Annotated in this window: 16 protein-coding genes and 1 riboswitch; of the genes, 5 read left to right on the top strand and 11 right to left on the bottom strand. The window is 61.2% G+C overall.

Annotated elements, in window-relative coordinates; genetic code table 11:
• Positions 1 to 26: 26 nt before the first annotated feature.
• The 4 genes from AB5287_RS03345 to AB5287_RS03330 all read right to left on the bottom strand — a co-directional run bounded on the left by AB5287_RS03345 (position 27) and on the right by AB5287_RS03330 (position 4,592).
• Positions 27 to 854, bottom strand: a complete 828-nt coding sequence (locus tag AB5287_RS03345; RefSeq protein WP_007053619.1) for an energy-coupling factor transporter transmembrane protein EcfT — start codon at positions 852 to 854, stop codon at positions 27 to 29.
• Positions 851 to 2,326 carry an ABC transporter ATP-binding protein gene (locus AB5287_RS03340; RefSeq protein WP_007053620.1) on the bottom strand — a complete coding sequence of 492 codons (1,476 nt, stop codon included), beginning with the start codon at positions 2,324 to 2,326 and terminating at the stop codon, positions 851 to 853. Before AB5287_RS03340 ends, AB5287_RS03345 begins: the two co-directional genes overlap by 4 nt.
• Complete coding sequence (locus AB5287_RS03335) at positions 2,326 to 2,925, bottom strand: ECF transporter S component (RefSeq protein WP_008782764.1); 600 nt, start codon at positions 2,923 to 2,925, stop codon at positions 2,326 to 2,328. Before AB5287_RS03335 ends, AB5287_RS03340 begins: the two co-directional genes overlap by 1 nt.
• A gap of 104 nt (positions 2,926 to 3,029) precedes the next feature.
• A riboswitch (TPP riboswitch) is annotated at positions 3,030 to 3,134 on the bottom strand.
• A gap of 90 nt (positions 3,135 to 3,224) precedes the next feature.
• A complete protein-coding gene (locus tag AB5287_RS03330) occupies positions 3,225 to 4,592 on the bottom strand; it encodes a dipeptidase (RefSeq protein ID WP_010080809.1) in 1,368 nt (455 codons plus the stop codon).
• Between the two features lie 91 nt (positions 4,593 to 4,683).
• Between AB5287_RS03330 and AB5287_RS03325 the strand changes: the two genes are divergently transcribed.
• The 4 genes from AB5287_RS03325 (at position 4,684) to glnA (ending at position 9,568) form a co-directional block, all read left to right on the top strand.
• Positions 4,684 to 5,307, top strand: coding sequence for a DUF3043 domain-containing protein (locus AB5287_RS03325; protein ID WP_013582465.1), 624 nt, complete (start codon positions 4,684 to 4,686; stop codon positions 5,305 to 5,307).
• 148 nt (positions 5,308 to 5,455) lie between these two features.
• Positions 5,456 to 6,946 (top strand): NAD(P)/FAD-dependent oxidoreductase, encoded by a 1,491-nt coding sequence (locus AB5287_RS03320; RefSeq protein ID WP_207121896.1) that lies wholly within the window; start codon positions 5,456 to 5,458, stop codon positions 6,944 to 6,946.
• Positions 6,947 to 7,029: 83 nt separating this feature from the next.
• On the top strand, positions 7,030 to 7,812 hold the full coding sequence (locus AB5287_RS03315) for a DUF4191 domain-containing protein (RefSeq protein WP_368220642.1): 783 nt from the start codon (positions 7,030 to 7,032) through the stop codon (positions 7,810 to 7,812).
• A 319-nt stretch (positions 7,813 to 8,131) separates the two neighbouring features.
• Complete coding sequence (glnA, locus tag AB5287_RS03310; RefSeq protein ID WP_022527433.1) at positions 8,132 to 9,568, top strand: type I glutamate--ammonia ligase; 1,437 nt, start codon at positions 8,132 to 8,134, stop codon at positions 9,566 to 9,568.
• A 77-nt stretch (positions 9,569 to 9,645) separates the two neighbouring features.
• Here glnA and AB5287_RS03305 read toward each other — a convergent pair whose 3' ends face one another.
• Positions 9,646 to 9,921: a glycoside hydrolase family 2 TIM barrel-domain containing protein gene (locus tag AB5287_RS03305; protein ID WP_014485062.1), complete on the bottom strand. Its 276-nt coding sequence runs from the start codon at positions 9,919 to 9,921 to the stop codon at positions 9,646 to 9,648.
• A gap of 106 nt (positions 9,922 to 10,027) precedes the next feature.
• On the bottom strand, positions 10,028 to 11,116 hold the full coding sequence (locus tag AB5287_RS03300) for an AEC family transporter (protein WP_007051183.1): 1,089 nt from the start codon (positions 11,114 to 11,116) through the stop codon (positions 10,028 to 10,030).
• 164 nt (positions 11,117 to 11,280) lie between these two features.
• Between AB5287_RS03300 and AB5287_RS03295 the strand changes: the two genes are divergently transcribed.
• Positions 11,281 to 11,544 (top strand): DapH/DapD/GlmU-related protein, encoded by a 264-nt coding sequence (locus tag AB5287_RS03295; protein WP_007051184.1) that lies wholly within the window; start codon positions 11,281 to 11,283, stop codon positions 11,542 to 11,544.
• A gap of 9 nt (positions 11,545 to 11,553) precedes the next feature.
• Here AB5287_RS03295 and AB5287_RS03290 read toward each other — a convergent pair whose 3' ends face one another.
• From AB5287_RS03290 to AB5287_RS03270, 5 genes are all read right to left on the bottom strand, one after another.
• On the bottom strand, positions 11,554 to 12,228 hold the full coding sequence (locus tag AB5287_RS03290) for a sugar O-acetyltransferase (protein WP_007053629.1): 675 nt from the start codon (positions 12,226 to 12,228) through the stop codon (positions 11,554 to 11,556).
• Positions 12,229 to 12,389: 161 nt separating this feature from the next.
• On the bottom strand, positions 12,390 to 13,073 hold the full coding sequence (locus AB5287_RS03285) for an endonuclease III domain-containing protein (RefSeq protein WP_007053630.1): 684 nt from the start codon (positions 13,071 to 13,073) through the stop codon (positions 12,390 to 12,392).
• Positions 13,074 to 13,089: 16 nt separating this feature from the next.
• On the bottom strand, positions 13,090 to 14,448 hold the full coding sequence (locus tag AB5287_RS03280) for an MATE family efflux transporter (RefSeq protein WP_007056328.1): 1,359 nt from the start codon (positions 14,446 to 14,448) through the stop codon (positions 13,090 to 13,092).
• Between the two features lie 57 nt (positions 14,449 to 14,505).
• Positions 14,506 to 17,010, bottom strand: a complete 2,505-nt coding sequence (locus AB5287_RS03275) for an excinuclease ABC subunit UvrA (RefSeq protein WP_368220639.1) — start codon at positions 17,008 to 17,010, stop codon at positions 14,506 to 14,508.
• On the bottom strand, positions 17,007 to 17,384 hold the full coding sequence (locus AB5287_RS03270; RefSeq protein WP_368220638.1) for an ArsR/SmtB family transcription factor: 378 nt from the start codon (positions 17,382 to 17,384) through the stop codon (positions 17,007 to 17,009). The genes AB5287_RS03275 and AB5287_RS03270 overlap by 4 nt, the downstream gene beginning before the upstream one ends.
• Positions 17,385 to 17,411: the final 27 nt, after the last annotated feature.

Genomic DNA, 17,411 nt, shown 5'->3' with positions numbered 1-17,411 from the left:
AAGGCACTGTGCCAGTCTGCCGCCTTTCAGACACCCTGAAAGGCGAAGTGCCAATTCCCGGTGCCGACGGCTACGCCTATGGAGGCCAGCGGGACGGCCAGACAGATGACGTAGAAGATCCAGTCGATAGGCTTCAGACGCGAGATGCGGGCTTGGGAACGTGGGGCGCCGGAGCCGAAGCCGCGCGCTTCCATGGCGGTGGCAAGTTTGGTGGCACGCCGGATGGAGAGCACCAGCAGTCCGAACGCTTGGGAGAGGGCACGGGCGATGGCGTTACCGTCACCAAGGCCGCGCGAACGCTGGGACAAGCCGAGTGCGCGCCAATCTTCCTGCAGCAGCGTAAACATGCGCAATCCGGCCAATCCGCCGTATACGAATCGCGGTGAGAAGTGCAGAATCTCAACCAGACCGTCCGCCAAATCAGTGGGATCGAGGCCCAAGGCCAGAATCACGCCGGGTACGGCAATGGCCGCCACCCTGATAGCCGTGGCGATGGCCAGATTGATGGATCCCTCGCTGATCACAATCCAGCCACCCTGCCACAGGATCTCGCCCGAGGTGCGGCCGTAGAGGAACACGGAGATAAAACTGCCGGCGGCGGCGATCCATACCGGCCAGGTCTTACGGCATACGGTCCACGGAGCCACGCCACCAATCCACAGCAGCACGAATTCGATGCCGAGCGCCGTGGATGCGGATACCGCATCCAGACTGATGAACATCGGAATGCACAGCAACAGCGCACCGATGATGCGACTGACCGCGTTGATGCGCGCGATGAACCATGAGGGCGATGAGGCTTTGACCGGCTCCACGCGCGTTTCCTGCGGGCTGACGGTTACCACGTCACTCATGCCTTCGCCTCCTCGAACATCACACGTCGTGCGCCCAGCGCATCCACCAGCGCCTCATCGTGCGTCACCATGATCACGCACGAGCCTTGGTCGCGGATGGCGGCGATCAGCTTGACCATTTCATTCCACGTACTGAAATCCTGTCCGAATGTCGGCTCGTCCATCACCAACACTTTGGGTGCGGCGGCCAGCATGGAGGCCACGGACAGTCGCCGCTTCTCCCCGCCAGACAAGGTGTACGGGTTGGCTTTGGCGAAGCGCGTGAGATTCATCTGCTCAAGCATGCGGTCGGCGGTCTGATAAGCCTCGTCTTGGCTCTGCCCCATCGACTTGGGGCCGATGGATACCTCGTCACGCACAAAGTTGGCAGCGAACTGGTGTTCGGGCTCCTGGAACACCATGCCGATACGGCCCAGCAGTTCCTTGCTTTTCCAGTCGATCGGCTCACGCCCGGCATGCGCGGGCTTGAGGTTGTCGGCGATGAGCACCTTGCCGGCGATAGGTTTGAGTAGCCCGGCCAAGGTCAAGGCCAAGGTCGATTTGCCCGCGCCGTTCGGACCCATCAGAGCCGTTACTTCGCCGGGATAAAAATCCAGATTGATACCAACGCCAAGAGCGGCCCCACGGCCAAAGCTTAAGTTCTCGGTGCTGAGCACCGGCGCATCGTGCGCAGACTCCTGCTTCGGTGAGTAATCGGGAATCGCACGGCCCGGCACCCACGCGCCACCGGCGGCCAACACGTCGCCCATCTCGGCGAACACCTCGTCCGGCTTGCCGTCGGCAATGACCGCACCCGTGGGCGAACTTGCATCGGGTCGGCCGAGCACAATCACGCGATCGACCAGATCGAGCCATACATCGATATGATGTTCGACCACAACCATGGTCTGTCCGGTGGCCTCGATGACCTTTTTGACCGCGTCATGCACTTCGACCACGCCTTCGGGATCGAGGTTGGCGGTCGGTTCGTCCAACAACAGCAGACCGGGCTTCATAGCCAGCACGCCGGCCAACGCGAGACGTTGACGCTGACCGCCGGACAGATGGCGGGTGGACCGATCCAGTTCGAGTCCGCCGAGTCCCACCATATCCAATGATTCGCGCACTCGCTGCCAAATCTCCTCGCGCGGCACGTTGAGGTTTTCGCAGCCGAAGGCCGCGTCATCGCCCAGTCGTTCAAGAATGATCTGCGAGTCCGGGTCCTGAAGCACCAGTCCCACGCGACCTCGCGCCTCGCGCGCATCGACGCCATCGATGGTGAGCGAGCCCTCCTGCTCGCCTTCCTCATCGCCGCCAAGTACGCCTGCGAGACCGGCCATCATCGTGCTTTTGCCCGCGCCCGAAGCACCGAGCAGCAACACACGTTCACCTGGCCGGATGGTGAAATCGACGGCACGCAACGCGAAGTCCTTACGCGTGGCGTGCCGCCATCCCCAGCCGCTGGCCTCTACCGCAGCCGGATTAATCTGCATCAGACGCGCGCCTTGCTGCGGCCGGATTCAAAACGCTCCAGAGCACCGGTGACGGCGAGCGCACGAGACAAGTACCAGACCACCACGCCGGCGATCACGACGCCGGAGATGATGGAGCCCACCAGATACCAAGTGACGCGCAGGCCGTTCCAGCCCGGGTTGGTGGCCCAGTAGTAGGCCCAGCAGCCCACGCCGGCGAGCGCACCGGACAGGATGGTGGTGCCGATGTTCCACTTCTTCCAAGCGAAGACGGCGAAGGCAATTTCGGCACCCAGACCCTGGATGATGCCGACGATCAGCGAGCCGCCGACGCCCCACTGGTTGCCCAGCGTAAGCTCAAGGAAGGCGGCGAGGGTTTCGGCAAACAGTGCGGCACCGGGCTTGCGCACAATGATTGCAGCGAGCGGGCCAGCGAACAGCCAGAATCCGTTGAGCAGACCCTCGAAACCGGGGGTCACGCCTTCAAACAGGGCCAGCGGGGCGGAGCAGACAATGTCCCAGCCCCAGAAAATGACGCCGGATGCGACGGCGATGATTGCGGCGACGACGATATCGACGACGCGCCACTTGTAATTGGCTTTGGCCACAGCTTCAGTCATGAATGTGCCTTTCTTCTGCTCGCACGCAGGCCGAACATACGTGGATATATGTACGCACATGATGCATATGTTCGTGGCCACGCGCGGGTTGGTTCAGGCACGGGTGGGTAAGAGCGACATTTCCGTGCGCCGGCATTATCCGGTCACGTTCCATCGGTCGAGACTATGAGTCTCCTCTCAGCCGCCCAACGGCAGCTCCCGTGTCAACTCCCGACTATAAAGCAAGCCGCCGTCAAAGGCAATAGCCACATCTGTGACCTACCTGACGGCGGCTCACTACCATTACCGATGCGGTTCGGCTACTTGCCGAGCTTGTCCAGCAGCAAAGCCTCGGTGATCACGTTGTTCTTGAGGCCGGGCAGGGAGATGGACTCATTGGGGCTGTGGGCGTTGGCCTTCGGGTCTTCGGGACCGGTGACCAGCACCTGAGCGTTGGGGAAAATGCGCTGCAGTTCGGGGATGAACGGAATGGAGCCGCCTTCGCCCTTGTTGATGGGCTCAACGCCGAAGGCCTCGGTCATGGCTTCCAGCGCGTCCTTGGTGGCCACGGCGGTCGGATCCATGGCCCAGCCCATGCCGTTTTCGCCGCGTTCGACAGTGACCTTGGCACCGAACGGCGCGTGGGATTCGAGGAATGCAGCCAGTGCTTCCTGCGCTTCTTCAGGGTGCTGGGTGGGCGCGGTGCGCAGCGACAGACGGAAGCGGGTCTCCGGGGCGATCACGTTGAAGGATCCCTCGACCGGGTGGGCGTCGAAGCCGATCACGGTCACGGACGGCTTAGTCCACAGGCGTGAGGCCAGCGAGCCGGTGCCGGCGAACTCGTAACCGGCCACCACGCCAGAATCCTCGCGCACGGTGGTTTCGTCAAGGTCGTGCTGCAAACCGCCGATCGGCTCTTCCGCGGTCACGCCGGGTACGGCCAGATCGCCGTTCTCGTCATACATGGAAGCGATGAGCATGGCGGCCAACGTATTGGAGTCGAGAATCGGGCCGCCGTACTGGCCGGAGTGCACCGGATGCTCAAGGCCCTGCACGGTCACGTCCACACAGGTGTTGCCGCGCAGCGAGGTGGTCAAAGAAGGAATGTCCGCCGACCAGTTGCCGGAATCGGCCACGATAATCACGTCAGCGGCGAATTCGTCGCGGTGAGCCTCGATGAAGGGAATGAAGCTTGGCGAGCCCATCTCCTCTTCGCCTTCGATGAACACTTTGATATTGACGTTGAGGTCGTCGCCCAGGGCCTTCAGTGCACCGGAGTGGATGGCGATGCCGCCGCCGTCATCGGCGGAGCCACGGCCGTAGAGGCGGCCGTCGATTTCGGTGGCCACGAACGGGTCGGTGTTCCACTCGGCCGGGTCCGGAACAGGCTGCACGTCGTGATGGGCATAGAGCAGCACGGTGGGGGCGTCCGGAGAAACGATATGCGAGCCGATGACCTCCCATGCGCCCGGAGTGCCGTCGGCATTGGAAGCCTGAACCACCTTGGTATCCACACCCACGAGGCGCAGTTCGTCTGCCACGAATTCAGCGGAGCGCTTCATATGTTCGGCGGTGATGCCCTTGGCGGAGATCGACTGCAGCGCGACCTTTTCGGCCAGCACCTTGACGATGCGGTTCCAATCGGTTTCGACGCGCGAACGAATCTCGTCAGCGGTGAGCGTTGTCATGATGGTCCTCCTTTATATATATGTGTGAGCGGCGTCATTGCAATGGCTGCGCCAGTGTACAAGTGTCTGAACGTCACCGTAACCTCAAAGCATGACATGGAATCCGTTTAAGAAAAAAGAAGAGGTCCAGGCTCCTGTTGAGCAGGCCCCGAAGAAGGCCGCCAATCCTTCTGAGAAAAAAGGCCGTCCTACCCCGAAGATGAAGCAGGCTCAGGCCGCCGGTATCCGTCCGCTGGTTCCGGTGGACCGCAGGGCCAGCGCCAAGGCCGCCAAAGCCCGTCTGCGTGAGAAGGAGAACGCCGAGTACGAGGCGATGCAGAATGGCGATATCAACCACATGCCCAAGGCGGAACGCCTGCCTTGGCGTATCTACATCCGTGATTATGTGGATGCCCGTTTCAACCTTGGCGAATGGTTCATCCCGGTGGCCTTCGCGATTCTGATCGTTTCCATGTTCGTCACTTCTTTGATGCAGAACCAGTGGGCTTCCATCATCATGATGGCGCTTATGTACGGTTACCTGATTGCCGTGATCATCGACGTATGGCTGATGTGGCGCAAGCTCAAGGCCAAGCTCATCGCCAAGTACGGCGAACGGTCCGTGTCCAAGGGCTCCCGCTCCTTCTCCTACGCTTGGAGCCGTTCGATTCAGATGCGTCGTTGGAGGCTTCCCAAGCCGCGTTACCCGAAGCGCGGTCACTGGCCGGCGGACTGATTGTCCATATATACTCTGGCTCCCCTCGTTGAGGGGCTGAGCCGTAAAGAAAACAGTCCAGTGGACTGTTTTTAGGCGAAGTGGCGGCGATAGCCGCATATGGCTCCCTAGCGTGGGAGCCATACTTATATGTATCAAGGAGGCAATCATGAGCGAACAGTTTGATCTGGTCATCATCGGGGCCGGCCCCGGCGGCTATTCCACGGCCTTGCGCGCCGCCGAACTCGGCATGAAAGTGGCACTCGTCGAGCGTGACGCCACCGTAGGCGGCACATGTCTCAACCGTGGCTGCATCCCCTCCAAGGCGCTCATCACCGCCACCCACACCATCGACACCGTGCACCGTGCGGCCGAGCTCGGCGTCAACGCCTCGGTGAATGGCATCGACTTCGGCACGCTGCGCGACTATCGCCTGCGCGTGGTCAAGACGATGGTGGGAGGACTGGCCGGACTGCTTGCCCATCGCGGCATCACCGTGTTCCGAGCCAATGCCGCGTTCCATGCGGATGAGACCGCTCCAGCAACTTCCAACCACATCGTCCACCTCGTCCCTTCCCCCGACCAAAGCGACATCCTCACCTATCACAAGGCCGATGTCCCCGAGCCCAGCGGCCCCACGATGGACCTCACGGCCACGAACATCGTCATCGCCACCGGTGCCAAGCCACGCCCATTGCCCGGCAACCCGTTCGCCGGCGCCCTCATCGACTCCACACAGGCGCTGGAAGTCAACGAATTTCCCTCGTCGGCGGTGATTATCGGCGCCGGGGCCATCGCCCTTGAATTCGCCTCGATGTGGAACGCCGCCGGTTCGAAGGTGACCTTGCTGATTCGCAAGGACCGTGTGCTCTCAGCCTGGGACCGGAGAGTCGGCACCACGCTGACCCGTGAGCTCAAACGTCATGGCGTGAACATCATCACCCGCGCCAGCGTCACCCATGTGGACACCGGCGCGAACCTTGGTGCCACCGTGCACTACACGTGCGAAGGCCAGGACGGCGAACAAAGCGTCTGGGGCGAAATCGCCCTTGTCGCCATCGGGCGTGACCCGATCACCGACCCAGCATGGGGCGTGACGATTGACGACCACGGACATGTCGCCACGGATGCGTACGGCCGCACCGACAAACCGGGCGTATGGGCGGTGGGCGATGTGACGGCCGGTCACGCGCTGGCGCATCGTGCTTTTGAGCAAGGCATCGTCATCGCGGAGACCATCGCCGGACTCAATCCCAAGCCGGTGGACGAAGCCACCGTGCCGCAAATCGTGTTCTCCTTCCCCGAAGCGGCGTCGGTCGGGCTCACCGTCGAACAGGCGCAGGCGAGAGAGGATCTCATTGAAATCAAGGAGACCAACTATCCGATGCTGGCGAACGCGCGCATGCTGATGAGCGGCACGGCCGGTTCACTGACCATCGTCTCCGGCTGCGACGCGACCAACCCGGACACCCCGCGCGTGCTCGGCGTGCACATGGTCTCCCAGATGGCCTCCGACATCATCGCCGAAGCCGAACAGCTGGTCGGCAACCGTGTGCCGCTCGCCGACGCAGCCCGCCTCGTTCACCCGCATCCCACGTTCAGTGAAACGCTCGGCGAGGCGCTGCTCAAGGCCGACGGACGGCCGTTACACACACGCTGAGACCAACCAGCACAAGCAAGTTCGGACCAGCGCACCTGATAAGATGTTGTTTAGTGTGTTTCGTCCCAACAAAGGAAGAAGTGATGGTGGAAAAGGACGCGAAGCCGAAGAAGCAGAGCACAATCAAGCAGATCATCCAGATCTACAAGTACACGGCTAAGGAAGACAAGGCCCTGCCGTGGCTTGAGGCCGGTGCTTTCCTGCTGCCTGTAGTCGTGATGATCATCATCGGTCTGATTGCCAAGTGGACCTGGCTGACCTGGATCTTCACCATGATCACCGCCATCATGCTCGGCATTCTGCTGGCCACCATGATGCTCACCCGCCGCGCGGATGCAGTCGGCTACAAGCAGATTGACGGCAAGCCTGGTGCCGCCATCGGCGTGCTGAGCAACATGCAGAAAGCCGGCTTTAACTTCCCGCAGGAACCGGTGTGGATCGACCCGAAGACCAAGGATGCCATCTGGCGCGGCACTTCGATGAACGGCATCTACCTGATCGGCGAAGGCGAATACGGTCGCATCATGAAGGCGATGGATCGTCAGGAACACGATATCAAGGGCGTCACCGCCGGCTCCTCCATTCCGGTGTACCGCATCTCCGTGGGCCACGGCCCCAAGCAGGTGCCACTGGACAAGCTGCGTAGCACGGTGACCAAGTCCAAGAGCTATGAGCCCACGAACCACAAGAACGCACTGATCGCCAAGATTCATCCGCGTCGTCGCTTCCTGCTGACCAAGGCCGAGATGGAAACGCTGAACGATCGTCTGCGCACGCTGCAGGCCAAGAAGGGTTATGCCATCCCCAAGGGCATGGACCCGAACCACCCGCAGAAGATCTCCCGCCGCGCGATGCGCGGTCGCTGATCGGCAGCACACCACCAAATCGCACAGAAGCCCCGGAATCCGTTCAATCGGTTCCGGGGCTTCGTCATATGTCTCATAATCGCGTCCACATACATCCACCTACGTCACCTGTCAATATCCACTGTCCACGTTGCGGACACCTCTACCCACTCCCCCGATAGCCTCCGTTTCCATTCTGTAATGATGTTTCGTTGAAATAACGCGCCTGCGCGATTGTCGGCCACAGTCACGAAACATTCTCGTAACCCAAGTTTCGAGCCGGCGAAACGCACGATTTTACGATGGATACCGTTATATTTCATACGAAAGGAGCGGTCCCGTGACCGAACTCAAGTCCAAGGAAGACGCCGAGGCCCTTATCAACAAGGAAGGCATCGAGTATGTCTCCGTCCGTTTCACCGATCTTATCGGCGTTCAGCAGCACTTCACCGTGCCGGCTAGCGAATTCCTGAAGGACGCTTTCACCGACGGCATGCCGTTCGATGGTTCCTCCGTTCAGGGCTTCCAGGCCATCAACGAGTCCGACATGAAGCTGGTCCCGGACGTTGAGACCGCTTTCGTTGACCCGTTCCGCAAGCACAAGACCCTTGACGTGGCCTTCTCCATCGTCGACCCGCTGACCGACGAGCCGTACTCCCGCGACCCGCGCCAGGTTGCCGGCAAGGCCGAGGCCTACCTGAAGTCCACCGGTATCGCCGACACCGCCTCCTTCGCTCCTGAGGCCGAGTTCTTCATCTTCGACAAGGTCCGCTTCGAGAACGGCATGAACCGCTCCTTCTACGAGGTCGACTCCATCGAAGCTCCGTGGAACTCCGGTGTTGACGTTGAGGAAGACGGCACCCCGAACATCGGTTTCAAGAACCGCGTCAAGAAGGGCTACTTCCCGGTTCCGCCGATTGACCACACTCAGGACCTGCGCGACGATATGGTCGCCAACCTGCAGAAGGTCGGCCTGATTCTCGAGCGTTCCCACCACGAGGTGGCCGGCGCTGGTCAGCAGGAGATCAACTACCGCTTCAACACCCTGCAGCACGCAGGCGATGACCTGATGAAGTACAAGTACGTCGTCCACGAGACCGCCGCTCTGGCCGGCAAGGCTGCGACCTTCATGCCGAAGCCGATCGCTGGCGACAACGGCACTGGTATGCACTGCCACCAGTCCCTGTGGAAGGACGGCAAGCCGCTGTTCTACGACGAGAAGGGCTACGCTGGCCTGTCCGATCTGGCTCGCTGGTACATCGGCGGTCTGATCAAGCACTCCTCCTCCGTGCTGGCCTTCACCAACCCGTCCCTGAACTCCTACCACCGTCTGGTTCCGGGCTTCGAGGCTCCGGTCAACCTGGTGTACTCCGCTCGTAACCGTTCTGCCGCCATCCGTATTCCGCTGGCCGGCACCTCCCCGGCTGCCAAGCGCATCGAGTTCCGCGCTCCGGATCCGTCCTGCAACCCGTTCCTGGCCTTCTCCGCTCAGCTGATGGCTGGCCTGGACGGCATCCTGAACCACATCGAGCCTCCGGAGCCGGTCGACAAGGACCTCTACGAGCTGCCGCCGGAAGAGCACGCCGGCATCAAGCAGGTGCCGAGCTCCCTGGCTGAGGCTATGGACGCCCTGGAAGAGGACCACGACTTCCTCACCGCCGGCGACGTGTTCACCGACGACCTGATCGAGACCTGGATTGGCCTCAAGCGCGACGAGATCGACCAGGCTCGCCTGTCTCCGACCCCGCTCGAGTACGAGCTCTACTTCCACATCTGAGTTTGAGAGCTTAGCAACGTTGGAGTTCCGCCATTGCTCTTCTCTTGTGGGAGTCTAATGGGAGTCATTCAGCGTAACTAGAAAGAACCTCGTGAAATTCGTTTCACGAGGTTCTTTAGGCTGGACATAAAGCCCACGGCCGCACATTCATCGATGACCAGGAAGCCCTCGCGGTCAGCCATCCTGAGGTTCTCTTCGCTATACGGGTAGTGCGAGGTACGGAAGGAGTTCGCGTTGACCCATTTCATGAGTTCGTAGTCGCGCTTGATGACGGCCGGATTCTCGCCGCGACCGTTGATAATGCTGTCTTCGTGACGACCGAAACCCTTGAGATTATCTTTCGGCCAGAACAACAGAAAATGGTTCTGATTCGTGGTAAAAAGAATAGCCAGCATTTATTTATGAATGAGATCCCAAGCGCCGGAGGCCCCCGGCATTCTTTTCGTCGAAGGGGACAATTCAGAACACAACTGCCGACACAATCGTCAGGGAGGCCAGCGAGAACAGCGTGCTTACGAGCACGAAGCCGACCGCATACTCGGGCATGTTGTTCTTGCGACCGGTGAACATGGCAATGGTGGTCATGGTCGGCAGTCCGGCGATGACCGTAATCATCAGCACCATGTCATGGGTGATCGGCAGTTGCGGCAATGCGCCGGTCAGCGCGGTCAGTAGCGCGTAGAAGGCGAGCGGGAATGCGATCATCTTGGCGACTAGGCCAGCATAGAGTTCGTAGCGTTTGAGGACACCCCACCACTTGGTCAGCGCGAACAGGCCGCCCAAGTAGATTAGCGACATCGGCGTGGCCATATTGCCGATGGTGTGCAGCGGCTTCAGGATGATGTCCGGCACCTTGACGCCGAGCAGAATCAGAATCAGGGCGAGCATCACGCCGACGAAGGCGGGATTGACGAATCGTTTAAGCAGGCCGAGGACGCGGGTGCCTGGCGAGGGGCGGACGACGGCCGGAGAACCACCGTTTGCGGCATTGCTCGCCGAACCAGCATTGCCCACCGAACCGGCGCCGTTCACCGAACCGTTCACGACCGCACCTCGCGCGCCAATTGCGTTGCCGCCAGTCGTTTCGTCGACCGGCTCGCACAGCCATACGCCGTACGTCCAGAGCAGCGTCTGGTCGATGATCGACATCAGCGCCACGTAAATCGCGCCGTTCTGCGGCCAAAGTGCCATAATCAACGGAATGCCGATGAATCCGGCGTTGCCGAAAATAAGCGACGCCTGAAATACATGGCTACGCGAACCTTTGAGCCGCAACAGTTCGGCGACCAGCCAGAACACCAGGATGAGCAGCGCGTACATCACGGCGGTCAGCAGCATCACGCCCCAGTTAGAGGCAAGCTGCGCGCGGTCCGCACCATCGACGGCGTTCGAAAACACAAGCACGGGGATGAGCACGTTGAGCAGCAACGAGCACATGCCGTCCAACGCCGTCTGACCGTAGAATCGAAGCCTCACACATCCATACCCGACCATCAGCATGATCAGAAATCCGACTAACTGGCCAATCATGACGCCGAACTGCCCCATGCACACTCCTCTCGCTCGCGTTCCCGTGCTTTTCTGTCACTGGTTCATATAGGCAGCCATCTGGACAGGCTCGGCGGCACACGCATCAGTATGTTCGATACCATCACATGCCAATCCACTTCTCGTTCAACCGTTCCCCGTGCTAATGCGCCGCCGGCCACCCCGTGTTGCCGGTGCTGCGCGAGCACCATTACACGTATTGCATTCCGGTGATCAGCGGGCGCAACGTGTGGGTCGGCGCGAACGTGTCGATTCTGCCGGGAGTGACCATCGGCGACAATTGCGTGATTGGCGCCGGTTCGGTCGTGACACATTCCATCCCCGCCAACTCCGTCACCTACGGCGCGCCCTGCGAGGTCGTGCGTGAAATCGGCGACAAGGACCGCGAGTATTTCTACAAAAATCGCAAGCTCGACGTGTGGGAGTGAGCTTTCGCGCTACTGCTCTTTGAGCTTAAAACGCTCACTGAATTGGCGGTCGCGCCAGTAGTAGACGTCGTCGCGTTCGTTGATTTCGCGAATTACCTTGCACGGGCTGCCATAGGCGACCGTGTTGGCGGGGATGTCCTTGGTGACCAGCGAGTTGGCGCCAATGACCGCGTTGTCCCCGATGGTGACCCCGGGCAGCACGGTGACATTCGCGCCGATCCAGACGTTCTCGCCGATGTGGACGGGCAACGAATACTGGGCACCCTGATAGCGCAGGTCCGGACGCACGGGATGGCCGGTGGCTACAAGCGTGACGTTGGGGCCGATCATGGTGTGGGATCCGATGAAGATCTCACCATCGTCCACCAGCGTCAGGTTGAAGTTGGCGTAACAGCGCTCGCCCCAATAAGTATTGCAGCCCCAGTTCGCATACACCGGGCATTCGAGGTACAGACCCTCCCCCGCCGCGCCGAAGAACGCCTGCATGAGTTCGGTACGGCGCTTCGGGTTGGTCAGCGGCGTGGCGTTGAGTTCGAGCTGGAGATCACGCTGGGCGGCCTGCAGATCAAAAAAGCCGTCCACATCATCCGGCAGGTAGACCTCGCCAGAGAACATAAGCGCCATTTTCTCGCGCGTCGCATCATCGATAATCGGCTTGGCGATCGGCTTGTCTTCGGTCATCATTGGCTCCTGTTCGGCGTTTTGGCGATTGCGTCGGTCGAACTATTCTGTCACAGACTCGTTTTCGACACCCAGCATCGAGCGCAGCCAGTCAAGGATTCAGATGTGCGATTGGCACCGTGCGGGCCTCACACTTTTCTTATTGAGAACGATTCGCCGTGCAGTCAAGCCCTCCATCCACCCAAAAAGGACTCGCTTTTGGCCGCGTCGTCGCGGTAGGCCTTGCCGAACTCGTCAATGAGCCCATGGAATTCCTGCAAATCCTTGACACTGAGGCTCGTATCCAGCACCACGGGCGAATAGGCCTTGTGGAATGCCAGATAGCCGGCTGGCACATCAAATCCGAGGAAGGCGAATAGTCGGCGAGCATAAGTATCGGCCACGAATGTGCGGCGCGAAAACACATATAGCATCAGGTCGTCGGCCGTTTCGCCCCCGATACCAAATAATCCGAGCAATTCGGTCCGCAATTCGGCGTCGGGAATATCTGCCGCGCCCTCAGGTGAGGCTCCGCAACGCTCCACATACCATCGGCTCAGTGACTGTACCGTCTTGGATTTGTTGACATAAAAGCCGGACGGGCGAATAAGTTCCTGCAGATGCGCTGGCCCCATAATCGCCAGCTTATGGGGTTCGAGCACACCCTCCGCGTTCAACGCCGCAAGCGAACGATTCACATTGCCCCACGCCGTATTCTGCGTCAGCACCGCGCCCACCATAATCTCGAATGTGGTTTCAGCCGGCCACCATCCGGTCGGGCCAAGGGCGGCAGCCATGGTGCGGTACAGCGATTCGATATACGCGGGAGAAGGAACGCCCGGCACCCGCTTTGCACTTCGATTATTCATAGTTGCCATCTACCATTCACCGCAATTCATGCAGGATTCGCCGCATGAACGGGATGGTGACCACGAACGTCAGCACGTCGGACACCGATTGGGCCATTTCCACGCCGAGCACGCCGAACATCATCGGCAAAATCAGCACGATTGGCGCCAGGAACAGGCCTTGCCTGCACAAGGCCAGGAACGAGGCGATGCCGGTGCGGCCCATGGTCTGGGTCATCATATTGCCCATCATGTTAAAGCCGTTGAGAATCACCGTGCAGCATTGAATATGTAGCGCAGCCACGCCCACCGCCACCACGGCCGGGTCGGAACGAAAGATCTCGACCAGTTGCGGCGCGAAAATCCACAGCAGCGCTGCCAACGCCACGAGCACGCAGGTGGCGAGCCGCACGCAGAACCAATATCCCTCTTTGACTCGCGCGAACAGGCCGGCCCCGTAGTTGTATCCGCACACCGGCTGGAAACCTTGGCCGAGGCCCACGATCACCGAATTGGCGCCCAACATGATGCGCATCACGATGGCCATGCCGGCGATGGCCGCGTCGCCGAATGGATTGGCGGCAATGTTCACGCAAGTCACGGAAATCGAGCCGGCGCCTTGGCGGATCAGCGAAGGCAGGCCGCCGCCAGCCACTTCGCGCATGAGCAGCATATCCGGTTTGCAATTGCGCAGGGACAGTTTCATCACGCCGAATTTGCGGCTCATCGTGGTCAGAATCGTGAAGCTCACCGTCTGGCAGATGGCGGTGGCGAGGCCGGCACCGAAAATCCCCAGACCGGCCACGAAAATGAACAATGGCGCAAGCAGGAAATTCAACAGCGCGCCGGACACCAGACCAATCATGCCGAACGCCGATTGACCTTGGTATCTCAACAATCCGTTGAGTGCGAACGAACCGCACACGCAGGGTGCGGCGACCAGCAACGGCGTCAGATATTGCACGGCGTATGGGGCAATCGTCGAGGTCGAGCCCAGCATGACGACAAGTGGCCGCAGGGTCAGCAGTCCGATTGTGGCAATCACCAGACCGGAGATCACCGCGCCCGCAAAGCCCACGGCCAGTAGTCGGGAGGCGCGATCATTGTTCTGCTTGCCGAGTTCGCGGCTCATCGAGTTGCCCGCGCCGTTGCCGAAGAAGAAGCCGAGCGCCTGCATCACGGTCATGATGGAGAACGCGATGCCGATAGCACCGGACTGCGCGGTGCCGAGCTGGCCGATGAAAAAGGTATCAGTCAGGTTGTATGCAGTAGTCACCAGATTGGAAATGACGGCCGGCAGGCATAGTTTGAGGATCAGCGGTTTGACCGGCTGCCCGGTCATCTGCCGATATTTCGCGTCCGCGCTTGCGCGTCTAATGCCATGAATCTGCACCATGGACGGCTATCCTACTCGCGCAGGGTCCTATGCAAAGGCGCGTGACCGCCATACAAGTCAGCGCAGATACCGCCCGGTGATGCTGTTCGGATTGGCCGCGACCTGTTCCGGCGTTCCGGTGGCGACGATGTGTCCGCCGCTTTCGCCGCCGCCCGGACCCATGTCGATGATCCAGTCCGCATTGGCGATCACGTCAAGGTCATGTTCGATGACCACGACTGTTGCGCCGCTCGCCACAAGCCGGTCGAACACGCCCAGCAGCACACGCACGTCGAGCGGGTGGAGACCGATGGTCGGCTCATCGAACACGAATACCGCGTCCGATTGGGCTTTGCCCATTTCGCTGGCGAGCTTCAACCGCTGGGCTTCGCCGCCCGAAAGCGCCGGCGTCGGTTCGCCGAGTGTCAAATACCCAAGACCCAAATCATGCAAGGTGGTCAGACGTGCGTGGACCTTCTTGAGGTCGCCGGTCACGGACAGCGCCTGGTCCACGCTCATCGCCATCAGCTGCGGCAGGCTCAACGAAAGGTGCGATTCTCCCTTAACGGCACGCCGAATCGCGCCGGCTTCGGGCGCATACCGGGATCCGCCGCAGTCCGGGCATTCGATGGTCACGTCCGGCAGGAACTGCACGTCGAGTGAGATCGAACCGGTGCCGTCGCACGTGGGGCAACGCAGCCGTCCAGTGTTGTACGAGAAATCGCCGGCCTTCCAGCCGCCCGTCTTGGCCGCATCGCATCGGGCGAAGGCGCGGCGCAGTTCGTCGTGAATATCGGCATAGGTGGCCACGGTGGAGCGTACGTTTGCGCCAATCGGCGTGGCGTCGATGAGATTCGCGCGACTGATGCCCTCGGCCTCAAGTTCACGCACATGTTCCGGCAACCGCTCCCCCGCCGCCTGCGCTTTGAGCGCGGGAATCAGCGATTCGAGCACCATCGTGGTTTTACCGGAGCCGGAGACGCCTGTCACCGCCACGAGCCGGCCGCGCGGAATATCAACGTCCAGCGGCTTGACCGTATGCAACTGGCTGGTTGTCATGCGGATGCGGCCAAGGTCGAACACCTGCGGTTCCGCCACGCGCTCACGGATGCGCGCGCTCACATTATCGGCCAAGAACGGCGCAATACGACTACTTGGATTCGCCGCCACTTCGTCTACCGTCCCTTGCGCGATCACATGCCCTCCTTCGGCGCCGGCAACCGGTCCCATTTCGATAAGATGGTCGGCGGCCTTGAGCACGCGCACGTCATGGTCCACGACCACCACGGAATTGCCGTCCGCCACCAAGTCATGCATCACGCCGAGCAGCCCATCCACGTTCGAGGGATGCAGGCCAATGGACGGCTCGTCGAGCACATACAGCACGCCGATGGTGCGGTTGCGCACGGCCCGGGCGAGCTGCACACGCTGGCGTTCGCCGGTCGAAAGCGTGGCGCCGGCGCGGTCAAGCGCCAGATAGCCGAGGCCCAGATCGAGCAGCCGTCGGGCCACATCCAAGAACGATTCGCAGATGTTGGCGGCCATCGGCCGCATGTCGGCGGGCAGGGATTCCGGCACTCCGCGCACCCAATCCGCCGCCGCGTCCAAGGTCATCGCGCCGGCTTCGGCCAAGTTCAGCCCGCGCACATGCGGGGCCCGGGCGGCGACGCTCAGTCGTGTGCCGCCGCAGTCGGCGCATGGGCCTTCCTTGAGGAACCGGACCACACGCTTCAGGCCCTTCTCGTCCTTGGCTTTGGCGAGCGCGTTCTCCACCGTGTACACGGCGTTGAAGTAGGTGAAGTCGAGTTCGGCGAAATCGTCGCCTTTCTTCGGCTTGTAAAGAATATGCTTTTTGACGGCCGGCCCGTTGAATACGATGTCGCGTTCTTCGGGTGTGAGTTCGTTGAACGGCACGTTGGTGCGCACGCCCATCGCGCCGCACACCTGTTTCATGAGGTCCCACATGAGCGAACCCCATGGCAGCACCGCGCCGTCGTCGATGCTTTTCGACTCGTCCGGGACCAGGGCCGCGCGGTTTACTTCGCGCACGATGCCGGTGCCGGAGCAGGTCGGGCAGGCGCCGGCCGAGTTGAAGGCGAGCAATTCGGCGCCGGGCGCGTGGAATTCCTTGCCGCAGCCAGCACAGGTGATGGGCAGGCCGGCCGCCACGTTCAGCGTCGGTTCATTGCGCGCCCCGCAATGCGGGCACACGTGCGAGGCGACGCGGGAAAACAGGAGTCGCAGGCTGTTGAGCAATTCGGTCATCGTGCCGAACGTCGAACGGATGCCGGGCACAGCGGGCCGCTGGTGCAGGGCCAGCGCGGCCGGCACATGCAGCACTTCGTCCACCTGGGCGCGGCTGGCTTGAGTCAGTCGACGGCGCGTGTACGTGGACAGCGCTTCCAAGTAGCGCCGCGAACCTTCCGCATACAGCACGCCGAGCGCCAGAGAGCTTTTGCCCGAACCGGAGACGCCGGCCACGCCCACCAGTTCGCCCAGCGGAATGTCGATGTCGATGTTCTTGAGGTTATGCACGCGCGCACCGCGCACCTCAATCGCCTGCGGCCGTTGATCGTCGCTCATGCTCGGCACTGCTCCGCCGCCGCAAGGTCGGCTTTCAGGGCGGAAGACAGTTCATCGAGCAGCGGCAGCCATCGATCCGCACGCACCGAGCAAATGCGGCGGGTGGCGTCTTTGCTGATTTCGATGAATCCGGCTTGTTCCAGCAGTTTGATGTGATGGGACACGGCCGTGCGGGACAGTGCCGACGATTCGGCCAGCTCCCCCACCGCCTGCGGCCCATGGCACACCAATTGCACCAGCAACTGCTGCCGGTTCGGATCCTTCAGCGTCTCGAACAGCGGAACGCATTGGTTGAGGATTTCCAGGCTCCTGATCGGCTGGTCACATGCCTCGTGGCCTGCCGCCGCGCTATCTGACCTCTGTTCAAGTGTCACGCCGTCACCTCTTTCTCGACTTCGCCC

Origin of the sequence: Bifidobacterium sp. RTP21102st3_E2_RTP21102_210122 (genome assembly GCF_040916945.1) — a bacterium.
GTDB lineage: Bacteria > Actinomycetota > Actinomycetes > Actinomycetales > Bifidobacteriaceae > Bifidobacterium > Bifidobacterium longum.
The sequence above is the reverse complement of the archived record's forward strand: the minus strand, read 5'-3'. Positions and strand labels throughout refer to the sequence as shown.